4 protein-coding genes are annotated in these 12,057 nt (G+C 60.0%); 2 read left to right on the plus strand and 2 right to left on the minus strand.

The features are described from left to right. Positions 1-138: 138 nt before the first annotated feature. Positions 139-3,849, minus strand: a complete 3,711-nt coding sequence (metH, locus tag HBO09_RS23870) for a methionine synthase (protein ID WP_169997748.1) — start codon at positions 3,847-3,849, stop codon at positions 139-141. A gap of 166 nt (positions 3,850-4,015) precedes the next feature. On the opposite strand from metH, the gene HBO09_RS23875 reads away from it, so the two are divergent. Then, positions 4,016-6,307, plus strand: coding sequence for a fatty acid cis/trans isomerase (locus HBO09_RS23875; RefSeq protein ID WP_169997746.1), 2,292 nt, complete (start codon positions 4,016-4,018; stop codon positions 6,305-6,307). 12 nt (positions 6,308-6,319) lie between these two features. Here the strand turns inward: HBO09_RS23875 and HBO09_RS23880 are convergent, their stop codons facing one another. Then, positions 6,320-10,852, minus strand: a complete 4,533-nt coding sequence (locus tag HBO09_RS23880) for an SET domain-containing protein (protein ID WP_169997744.1) — start codon at positions 10,850-10,852, stop codon at positions 6,320-6,322. 274 nt (positions 10,853-11,126) lie between these two features. On the opposite strand from HBO09_RS23880, the gene nfuA reads away from it, so the two are divergent. Beyond that, on the plus strand, positions 11,127-11,711 hold the full coding sequence (nfuA, locus tag HBO09_RS23885; protein WP_003190728.1) for a Fe-S biogenesis protein NfuA: 585 nt from the start codon (positions 11,127-11,129) through the stop codon (positions 11,709-11,711). Positions 11,712-12,057: the final 346 nt, after the last annotated feature.

The raw sequence follows: 12,057 nt of genomic DNA on the forward strand, positions 1-12,057 counted from the left end.
GCGCAGCCCAACGGGGGACAAGCCCCCTCGCCACAGAAGCCCGACTCTCACAGGAAGCCCCATTCTGAAAGGAAGCTCCATTCTCACAGGAAGCCCCATTCCCACAGGGTGAATACTGCCGGTCCTTGCAGCAGTTTCTCAGTTGTCGTATCCCAGGTTCGGTGCCAGCCAGCGTTCGGTCACGCTCAGGTCTTGCGCCTTGCGCGCGGTGTAACTGGTGACCTGGTCCTTGTCGATCTTGCCCACGGCAAAGTACTGCGCCTGTGGGTGGGCGAAGTACCAGCCGCTGACTGCCGCTGCGGGGAACATCGCGTAGTGCTCGGTGAGGAACACCCCGCTGCGACCGGCGTGCATTTCGCGGGCCTCGGGGTCCAGGAGCTGGAACAATTGGGCCTTCTCGGTGTGATCCGGGCACGCTGGGTAGCCCGGAGCAGGGCGGATGCCGCTGTATTGCTCCTTGATCAGCGCCTCGTTGTCCAGCTCTTCATCCTTGGCGTAGCCCCAGTAGTCTTTACGCACCTGTTGGTGCAGCCACTCGGCACAGGCCTCGGCCAGGCGGTCGGCCAGGGCCTTGACCATGATCGAGTTGTAGTCGTCGCCCGCATCCTGGTAAGCCTTGGCCACTTCCTCGGCGCCAATGCCGGCGGTGGTGATAAACCCACCGATATAGTCGGTCACGCCGCTGTCCTTGGGCGCAACAAAGTCGGCCAGGGAGAAGTTCGGCTTGCCATCGGTCTTGATGATCTGCTGGCGCAGGTGATGCAGCTTGGCAAGCGGCTGGCCGTCGTCGCCGTAGACCTCCAGGTCGTCGTCCTGCACCTGGTTGGTCGGCCAGAAACCGAACACGGCACGAGCACTGATGAGTTTTTCGTCGATCAGCTTCTTGAGCATTTCCTGGGCGTCGGCGTAAAGCGCGGTGGCGGCTTCACCCACCACTTCATCGGTAAGGATGCGCGGGAACTTGCCGGCCAGGTCCCAGGAGATAAAGAACGGCGTCCAGTCGATGTACTCGGCCAGGACCTTGAGGTCGATATTGTCCAGCACCTTGGCCCCGGTAAAGGTCGGCACCACCGGGGTGTAGGTGCTCCAGTCGAACTGTGGCTTCTTGGCGATGGCCGCCGCGTAGCTCAGGCGCTCGGTGCGGGCGCTGCGGTTGGAGGTGCGCTCACGCACGTCGATGTATTCCAGGCGGGTCTTCTCGACAAACCCGGCCTTGAGTTCCTTGGACAGCAACTGAGTCGCCACGCCCACTGCGCGGGAGGCGTCGGTGACGTAGATCACCGCGTCGTTGCTGTACTTGGGCTCGATCTTCACCGCCGTGTGCGCCTTGGAGGTGGTGGCGCCACCGATCATCAAGGGCAGGTGGAAATTCTGGCGCTGCATCTCGCGGGCCACGTGCACCATTTCATCCAGGGACGGCGTGATCAGCCCGGACAGGCCGATGATGTCGCACTTCTGCTCCTTGGCCACTTGCAGAATTTTCTCGGCCGGGACCATCACGCCCAGGTCGACAATGTCGTAGCCGTTGCAACCCAGAACCACGCCGACAATGTTCTTGCCGATGTCGTGCACGTCGCCCTTGACCGTAGCCATGAGGATCTTGCCCTTGGCTTCCGGCTTGTCGCCCTTTTCCAGTTCGATAAACGGAATCAAGTGGGCCACGGCCTGCTTCATCACCCGCGCGGATTTCACCACTTGGGGCAGGAACATTTTGCCGGCGCCGAACAGGTCGCCGACGATGTTCATGCCGGACATCAGCGGGCCTTCGATCACCTCGATCGGGCGTGCGAAGGACAGCCGCGATTCTTCGGTGTCTTCAACGATATGGGTGGTGATGCCCTTGACCAGCGCGTGTTCCAGGCGCTTGTTGACGTCCCAGCCACGCCACTCCTCGGTCTCGGCTTCCTTGACGCTGCCATCGCCCTTGTACTTGTCGGCGATGGCGAGGAGGGCGTCGGTGCCTTCCGGGGTGCGGTTGAGCACCACGTCTTCGACGGCGTCACGCAACTCGGCGGGGATCTGGTCGTAGATCTCCAACTGGCCGGCGTTGACGATGCCCATGGTCAAGCCGTTGCGGATCGCATACAGCAGGAACACCGAGTGGATCGCCTCGCGCACCGGGTTGTTGCCCCGGAATGAGAACGACACGTTGGACACGCCGCCGGAGGTCAGCGCATACGGCAGCTCATCGCGGATGTAGGCGCAAGCGTTGATAAAGTCCACGGCATAGTTGTTGTGCTCTTCGATGCCGGTAGCCACGGCGAAGATGTTCGGGTCGAAGATGATGTCTTGCGGCGGGAAGCCCACTTCATTGACCAGAATGTCGTAGGAGCGCTTGCAGATCTCTTTTTTGCGCGCCTCGGTATCGGCCTGGCCGGCTTCGTCGAACGCCATCACCACCACCGCCGCGCCGTAGCGCTTGCACAGTTTGGCGTGATGGATGAACTGCTCGACGCCTTCCTTCATGCTGATGGAGTTGACGATGCCCTTGCCCTGGATGCACTTGAGACCGGCCTCGATCACTTCCCACTTGGAGGAGTCGATCATGATCGGTACGCGGGAGATATCCGGTTCGCCGGCAATCAGATTGAGGAAGGTCACCATGGCCTTCTTCGAATCGAGCATGCCCTCGTCCATGTTGATATCGATCACCTGGGCGCCGGCTTCCACCTGCTGCAGGGCGACTTCCAGGGCTTCGGTGTAGTTGTCTTCGCGGATCAGCCGGGCGAACTTGGCCGAGCCGGTAATGTTGGTACGCTCGCCGACATTGACGAACAACGACTGGCGATCGATGGTGAACGGTTCCAGGCCCGACAGGCGGCAAGCCTTGGGGATGTCCGGGATCGGGCGCGGCGCATAGCCGGCCACGGCCTTGGCGATGGCCTCGATATGCCCCGGCGTGGTGCCGCAGCAGCCGCCGACGATATTGAGGAAGCCGCTCTGGGCAAACTCTTCGATGACCTTGGCGGTTTGCGAGGGCAGTTCGTCGTACTCGCCGAATTCGTTGGGCAGGCCGGCGTTGGGGTGGGCAGACACGTAGGTGTCGGCCTTGTTCGACAGCTCTTCAAGGTACGGGCGCAGTTCACTGGCGCCCAGGGCGCAGTTCAAACCCACGGAAATCGGCTTGGCGTGGGCGATGGAGTTCCAGAACGCCTCGGTGGTCTGGCCCGACAGGGTGCGCCCGGAGGCGTCGGTGATGGTGCCGGAAATCATGATCGGCAGTTCGACGCCCAGTTCTTCATACACGCCCTGCACGGCGAAGATCGCCGCCTTGGCGTTGAGGGTGTCGAAGATGGTTTCGATGAGGATCAGGTCCGCACCGCCTTCGATCAGGCCTTTGGTGGCCTCGGTGTAGTTCTCCACCAGTTCATCGAAGGTCACGTTGCGGTAGCCGGGGTTGTTCACGTCTGGCGACAGCGAGCAGGTGCGGCTGGTCGGGCCGAGCACGCCGGCGACAAAGCGCGGCTTGTCCGGGGTTTCCAGGGTCTTGGCGTCGGCGACCTTACGCGCCAGGCGCGCGCCTTCCAGGTTCAGCTCATAGGCCAGCGCCTCCATGCCGTAGTCGGCCTGGGACACCTGGGTGGCGTTGAAGGTGTTGGTTTCGAGGATATCGGCGCCGGCATCCAGGTACGCCTTCTCGATCCCACCGATCACGTCCGGGCGAGTCAGGATCAGCAGGTCGTTGTTGCCCTTGACGTCGCTCGGCCAGTCGGCGAAGCGTTTGCCACGGTAGTCCTCTTCCTCCAGCTTGTAGCTCTGGATCATCGTGCCCATACCGCCATCGAGGATCAGGATGCGTTCCTTGAGGGCTTGCTGGAGGGCTTGCAGACGAGTGCTACGATCGGACATGGGACTACTCTGGTCAGGCGGTTGCGGAGGGCGTGGATCATAGCAAACCTGTGGGCTTTTGGAGCATGCCAGGGTTTTGCATGAATATCGCTCATGTTGATGGCGGGTCGACATCGGTAGAATCGGCGCAAATTTACAGCGCACGCATTGAATCGGGACCGGATACATGTCACTTCGCCTCATTACCAGCGCCGCCCTGGCACTGGTCGCCTGCCTCGCACAGGCCAACGGAGCGGCCCCGGCCCCTTCCTATACCCGCGACATTCAACCGATCTTCACCGAGAAATGCGTGGCGTGCCATGCCTGCTATGACTCCGCCTGTCAGCTCAACCTGGGCAGTGGCGAAGGTGCTGTACGCGGCGCGAGCAAAGTCCCGGTATATGACGGCGAACGCAGCCAGGCGTCGCAGCCGACCCGGCTGTTTTATGACGCGTTTGGCAAGGCTGGCTGGCAGCGCCAGGGGTTTGCCTCGGTGCTGGATGCTCAGGGCAGCCAGGCCGCGCTGATGGCGCGCATGCTGGAGTTGGGCCATAAAACCCCTTTGGTGCCCAATGCCAAGCTGCCCGATGAGATCGTGTTGGGCCTGAACCGCGAGAACATGTGCCCGCTGCCGGGCGAGTTCGAGGCCTACGCCGGCGCGCACCCCAAGGAAGGCATGCCCCTGGCCGTCACCGGCCTGTCCGACCAGCAATACCAGACGCTGCAACGCTGGCTGGCGTCCGGCGCGCCGATTGACCAGCAAAGCCTGGCGCCTAGCGCCCAGGAGGCCTTGCAGATCCAGCAGTGGGAAAACCTGCTGAACCAGCCCGGTGCCCGGGAAAGCCTGGTGGCGCGCTGGTTGTTCGAGCATCTGTTCCTCGCCCATATCTACTTCGAAGGCGGCGAGCCGGGGCATTATTTTCAGTGGGTGCGCTCGCGTACGCCCAGCGGCCAGCCGATCGATCTGATCAACACCCGGCGTCCCAATGACGACCCGGGCACCCAGGTGTACTACCGCTTGTGGCCGGTACAAGGGGTGATCGTGCACAAGACCCACATTACCTATCCGTTCAGCGCGGCGAAGATGGCGCGGATCAAGTCGCTGTTCTATAGCGGCGACTGGCAGGTCACGGCGCTGCCGGGCTACGGACCCGGGCGCCGGGCCAACCCGTTCGAAACCTTCGAGGCGATCCCGGCCAAGGCGCGCTATCAGTTCATGCTCGATAACGCCGAATACTTCGTACGTACCTTTATCCGCGGGCCAGTGTGCCGTGGGCAGATTGCCACGGACGTGATCCGCGACAACTTCTGGACCCTGTTCCAGGACCCGGACCACGACCTGTACATCACCGATGCGCGTTATCGCGGCCAGGCCACGCCGTTGCTGGCGATGCCGGGGCAGAACGATGATGTCGGCAGTGTGTTGAGCCTGTGGCTGGCCTATCGCGACAAGCGCAATGAATACGAGGCCCTGCGCCGCGATAACTACGCGGACTTGCCGGCGCCAGGTTGGTCCACCCTGTGGGCCGGTAACGACAATGCGTTGCTGAGCATTTTCCGCCATTTCGACAGCGCCTCGGTGACCAAGGGCCTGATTGGCGAGGTGCCGCAGACGATGTGGCTGTTCGATTTCCCGTTGCTTGAGCGCACCTATTACCAGTTGGCGGTCAATTTCGACGTGTTCGGCAATGTCTCGCACCAGGCCCAGACCCGCCTGTACTTTGACCTGATCCGCAATGGCGCCGAGCAGAACTTCCTGCGCCTGATGCCGGCAGACTCGCGGGATGGGTTCCTCGATGACTGGTACCAGAACAGCGGTAAGGTCAAGTTGTGGCTGGACTATGAAGCCATCGACAACGACAAGCCAACCGGCCTGAGGCTGTATGAAAAGGACCCCAAGCGCGACTTTGCCAACCAATTGCTCGCCCGTTATGGCGGTTTGAATGCCAGCCCCGACCCGATCAACCGCTGTATCAGCGCCTACTGCTCGCGCCCCGGTATCGATCCGCAACTGCGCGATGCCGAGCAGACCCTCAGCCGCCTGACTTCCAGACCGGCGGCCGGGTTGAAGGTGATCGAGCAACTGCCGGAAGCCACCTTGCTGCGTATCCAGACCCGCAGCGGCCAGCGCGAGGTCTACAGCCTGCTGCGCAACCGTGCCCACAGCAACGTGGCGTTTATGTTGGGCGAGGCCTATCGCTACCAGCCGGGCCTGGATACCCTGACGATCTACCCAGGTGTGCTCAGCAGCTACCCCAACTTTATCTTCAACGTGCCGGCCGAGGATGTACCAGAGTTCGTCGAAGACATGGAGTTGGCCAGGGATACCACGCGCTTTGAGCGGATTGTCGAGCGCTGGGGCATTCGCCGCAGTCACCCGCAGTTCTGGGAGTACTTCCATGACATGTCGCAATACCTGCACGAAACCACGCCGGTGGAAGAGGGGGTGTTGGACATGAACCGCTACGAGAACCTATAAGCTGTACGACCCTCAGCCGGGTGTGATCTTGGCTATGTGCTGCCAGTATCGGGGGCCGTAGTCCATCAGCAGTTCCGTGCCTGCGGGGATCGTGTCCCAGGCGATCAGAAACACCATGTATTTGCCCACACACACGCTGGCTACGTTTTCTTTACCGATAGGTGGCTGGCCTGGTACCTGGTGGCTGTTTATCACGCTCAACACGTTACTGTTGCCGTGGCCACTGATGAGTGCACCGGGTGTGTGGGTCTCGAAGAGGTAGGTGCCGACCGCGTCACGGCTCTTGGCAAAAATTTCCTGGTTCAAGGATTGCTCATCAAGATGCAACTTGCCGGAGTAAGGGCCCAGTACATCGAACTGCTGCAACTCATGCCTGGCAATCAGGGACAGTCCGCGATCAGGGCCATTGTCGAGTTTCCTGACTTCAAACAGGTTGCTGAACCGCTCGTGGTGCTGACCTTCCTCGGCGATCCATTCGTGTATGTCCTCGATCATGTTCTGCTGCACCCGGGCTTTTTTTGCCGGGTTCAGGCCGGCAAATATACTGTTGTCGTTGGTAATACGGATTTTTCCCACTGGACCTTCCAGGGCCTCTGTCAGGCTGATACGGATATCGCGAGGATCCTGCAGAATGGGGGCGGCGTTGTTGATCTGATGACTGTGAGAGGGCGCCGGCGCTAAAGGCGTTGGTGCTTGAGGGTTGTCGAGCCGTGGTCGTTTGCTGGTGCTAGGTTGGGGGGCAGCAGCTGGTCGTTTGCTGGTGCTCGGTTGGGGCGCTGCAGCTGGTCGTTTGCTGGTGCTCGGTTGAGGGTCTGCGCCTGGGCGCTCTCTGGTGCTCGGTTGGGTGTCTGCACCTGGGTGTTCGCTGCTGCTCGATTGGGTGTCTGCTGCCGGTTGTGCCTGCCTCTCGAGGGGGGCCGACTTGGCCGCTAGAGGCGCATCGGCGGGTATCCGTTCGCCAAACAGCACTGCGTGTTTTCCCTTGAGTGTCAAGGCCCCATTAGGCTGGACATAACTACTCCAGAGCACCGGGTTGAGATTCATCTGCTCGATGAAACTGCGCATCGACGGTGAATACCTGGCCCGATACAGTTTCTGCCACTTCGCCACGTGCTTGTAGGTCATTGGGGTGAAGGTCAGATTTTTCGCGTCGTGCTCCAGCACCTTTCCGGCGTCGCGCAATGTTCCATCGGCATTGATGTGCTGGCGAAGGGCTACGGGGTCCAGGTTACGGTCGAAGGCAAATCCGTCCAGGGTCAGGCGGTTGCGGGTGCTCTGGGAGCATTTACGCCAGGTATCCAGATGCTTATAGGTAATGTCCGCCCGCGCAGTGCCCTCCCGGTCTAGCATCTGATTGCCTCTGGGCGTCAACATGGGGCGGGTGTACACAAACTGATTGATGGCTCTGGGGTCCAGGTTGTGCTTGCGGGCAAATTCCTGCGTTGCTTTGACGAGGGCGGTTTCAGCGGTCTCAGTCCATGCGCGGAGCAGGGGGGGTGTGATGGCGTCGGTTTGTTCCGGTGCGCCGCCCTTTAGCCCGATCGAGTACCAGCGGCCGCGCTCGACACTTGTCAGGTACATAGGCAAGTCACGGTTGGTGCGCGGGTCCACCAGTACCACGGAAAAGCTGTTGGGCTGGCCCTTGGCGGTTTCGGCGATGTAGCTATAGGAGTTTTCCCGGATCTGGTAGACCTCGATGCGGCCCCGTTCATCCACGTTGCAGATGAATTTCTGATTGTATTCAGGGCGAAAAAAGATGCCGCGCGAGTCGGCTGTGAGTCCGGCGATCCTATGCGGTTGCACGGCATAGGGGCGAAGCAGCGGGTTCTGGTTGCTGATGACCGTGACCGGTGGGCGATAATGCGGGCCGAACGTCAAGTTGGTCATCGGGTCGATCAGACGGTAGTCGGGCGCATTGGCGCTGCCGATATTGCGCATCGGGATACGCTCGAAGCCATCGACCACGAACAGTCCATCGCCCGCCTGGCTGGGCCGCCAGCTAGCCGGGTCTGCCGGGCGCATATGTCCTACCGCGTTGGTGCCGTCCTGCAACAGGCTGATGCGTTTGCCCAATTGGCGGACCGTGATCTGGCCAAGCTTGAGCATTGCGAAACGGCCCAGGCGCAGCAGGTCAATCACCCCGTCCAGCGGGTTGAGCTGCTGCAAGGTGCTTGCCAGCAGATTGAGGGTCAACTGCGTAAACCGTGGCAAGGCCAGGCGGATTCCGGCCTTGCCGGCTTGAATCACCAGGCGCGAGCAGCCGGCGATGTACCTGCTGATCGGCAGTGCGAACGCCACAATATCGGTGAACAGGCCCAAGCCCCCGGTCTCGATGCGCTGAGGATCGCCGGATGCCAGGTCATCTATGGCGCCCCAGAAGGGCACGATCATTTTTCCCCAGAAGGAAATTTCTTCGAGCAGGTCGCGGCCGATATCCAGCTCCCGGGTGGCTTTGCGGGTCTTTTCCAGCAGTGCCTGTTCATCGCAGAAGAACAACTCATCAGCCACCATCTGCGCCAACTCACTGCTGCGCGGTGACCACAGGGTGTCGGAGGCGAACGACTCGCTGCGCACTATGCGCGAGTGGATGACGGGCAGCGTGCGCCCAATTTGCTCGACGATCAGCGTGGATTTCTGGTTGGGCCGCGGCTTTTTGCCCTCTCGATAGGCTTGCCAATCGACATTCAGCTCGGTGCCGTACCTGAAAGCGGCTTTGCTCGACCGGCTGCTGGCACCGGTATTTTTTACCTTGATCTCGCCACCCACCGGCAAGTCCCGGATGTCCTTGCGTACGCGAAAGACACCGGCGGCGGGGAAAATCTCAATGTAAACCACCTTGGCCCGGGTGCTGACCATACGCACGATAAAGCCCGAGCGGCCGCGCATCGCGTCGGTATGGCGTTTGTTTTCCTGCTCGACCTGCGTGTCACGCAACGGTTGCCGTAAAGCGTACAAGGTGATTTCGTCGTGATCGACTTCACATTGCGCAGCAGCGAACGCTTGGGCCAGCAAACTCTTTATCAGGTAGCAGTAGGCCGTTTTTGGGCCTTGCAGGTACTTGTTGAAGGCTTGCTCGTGCAACGCGTCCGAGGCGTAGCGGAACCGGCTGGGAGGTTGAAGTACCAGGTTCTGCACCGTTTGCGTCAGCGTGCGCTCGTGTTCTTCCAGGGCGCTGAACGCGTGGATGATCTCCTGCTTCGAATAACCGTTATGGCGTATCGGTAATAGTCCATTGGCCTGTGCCCACTGCAGCGTTGGCTGCACTTTGGCGGCCGCGACTAGGGCCTGTTGCGCCGGATCATCGGCATGGGTGCGAAAGTGTTCGGCGGCCAGGTTGAGTAACTGCTCGAACCTCATGTGCCGGGATGAGCCTGGCGCCAGGGACTCAGCAAGCAAAAAGCCGCTCTTGAAACTGACCCATGCGCTACTCACACCGTAGGCGAGATCAGGGGGAATATCAGCCACCCAGACTTCGCTGGGAATATGCATTTTGGCCACGCACAGGGCCAGTTGCGCGGCGGCCGGGCTCAGGTTCTGAGCGTACTGGTAGTTTTTGATCAATGACTGGCGAATGGATGGGTAATCACTGCCCGGAACAATCAGCAGTTTGAGCTCATTGTCGTAGGGCGCATTGGGATCAGGGGCCAGGGTGGTCCAGAGCGCCTGGAGCAGCAACTTGACCACTGGGTGTGTAGGGTGCGTGTCAGTGGCTTGCGCACTATGCCAGCCCATTGCCTGGGAGATGTCCTTTGCGACCTTGAGGTTTTGCGGGGTGCGCAGCAGGCGCTCGAGCAGGACGGTTGGGGTGTTGTCGAGCATGCCCTGTTCGGAGGCGGTCAGTTTGGCGGGTAATACCAGCTCCAATAATGACTTTTTTTCGCGCGATTCAATGTTTCGCACCGCAGACTTCAAGGTCTGCGTGGCCGCGTCATCCAACAAGTGTTGTAAATCACTGAGGTGACCTTGATGGCCGAGTGTGTGTGCGGCGCGAAGTTCTGCCAGGGCATTAAGCACGGCTTGCCATTGTTGGCGGTCTTGGGGGTTTGCGGGGTTGATGGAGTAATAGTTTAAGACTAGATCCAGGCGCACCGATCCATCACTTTTCAAGCCGTTCCCGACTTTGTAGTAGATATCCAGTAATACGTTAATGTCGTTATCCCAATAAATCGGGCACTTACGCAGCACCACCGTATGCTCGCCAAGGGTGAATTCCTCGGCTGGCGTTGGGATTGGGTTCCTGGGGCTACTCAACAGCGATGAAATCTGGCTATAGGGATAATCCCCCATCAAGGAGGCTTCGTAGCGGGGTTTTTCGTTGAGGAAAGCCTGGAAATCCTCGTCCTCTTCAAGTTTTCTCAAGACGCGGAAGGCGTCTCCGCACTGCTTGCCCAAGTCCGAATCCGCTGTCGGGAAGTAATACAGTGCGGTGGCAGGCTTACAAAATGTATCGTCGATCAGCGGCGTCAAGTAGTCGATCAGATGAATTAACGTCGAGCGTTTTTTTGGCGGGCCTTTGGAGTACAGTCTGGACAGCGAGTTGTTCATATTAATCTCACCGATAAATAGTTGGAACGCAGGCTTGTGGAGGGTCAAGCGTATAAAGCGGCGTATGGAAAGTTGGCCGAGGCTTGATTATTGCGCGGTGGTTTTATCGGTGAGGGTATATATGTAAGTACAACTAAGCGCTTAGGCATTGTGTCTACGCAGGGCCTGACGGGCGCGGGTGCGGTGTCTTTCGATCTTTTCCGACAAAATTACTAGGGCTTTGTACCGTTTCGAGGATTGGCGTAAACTGCCGCCAAGCCTGTGAGGAGTTCCCATGACTGCCATAACCATTACCGACGCCGCCCACGATTATCTGGCCGATCTGCTGTCCAAGCAGAACACCCCGGGCATCGGCATCCGCGTCTTCATTACCCAGCCTGGCACCCAGTACGCAGAGACGTGCATTGCCTACTGCAAGCCGGGGGAAGAGAAGCCTGAAGACACCGCCCTGGGGCTCAAGAGCTTCACCGCCTACATCGACGCCTTCAGCGAAGCCTTCCTTGACGATGCCGTGGTCGACTACGCCACCGACCGCATGGGGGGCCAACTGACCATCAAGGCGCCTAACGCCAAGGTGCCGAACGTCAATGCCGACAGCCCGGTCAACGAGCGCATCAATTACTACCTGCAAACCGAGATCAACCCGGGCCTGGCCAGCCATGGCGGGCAGGTCAGCCTGATCGACGTGGTGGATGACGGTATCGCCGTCCTCAAGTTCGGTGGCGGCTGCCAGGGCTGCGGCCAGGCTGACGTGACCTTGCGTGAAGGTATCGAGCGTACATTGCTGGAGCGGATTCCCGAGCTCAAGGGCGTACGTGACGTGACCGACCATACGCAGAAAGAAAACGCCTACTACTAAGGCGTTCGCTGCAAACAAAAAACGGCGCCCGTGAGCGCCGTTTTTTATTGATTTAAATTAATGAGTTGCACGAGCTATCTAACAAAGAGAATCAACTGTGGGAGCTGGCTTGCCTGCAATGACCGTGCACCAGGCGACTTATCTATCGACTGTTTCACCGCTATTGCAGCATCGGTATCTACACAACTTTGCCGCAACACCTAAATCCAGGCAGATAGCGCAGTTGTGGCGAGCGGGCTTGTCGGAACGCCGCATCGCCCGCGCTGGGCTGCGAAGCAGCCCCAAAACCAGCCGCTGCGGTGTATCTGGTACAACGCATTCGGGTTATTGGGGCTGCTTCGCAGCG

The sequence above is a fragment of the Pseudomonas sp. WS 5027 genome, from assembly GCF_012985695.1.
Lineage (GTDB): Bacteria > Pseudomonadota > Gammaproteobacteria > Pseudomonadales > Pseudomonadaceae > Aquipseudomonas > Aquipseudomonas hygromyciniae.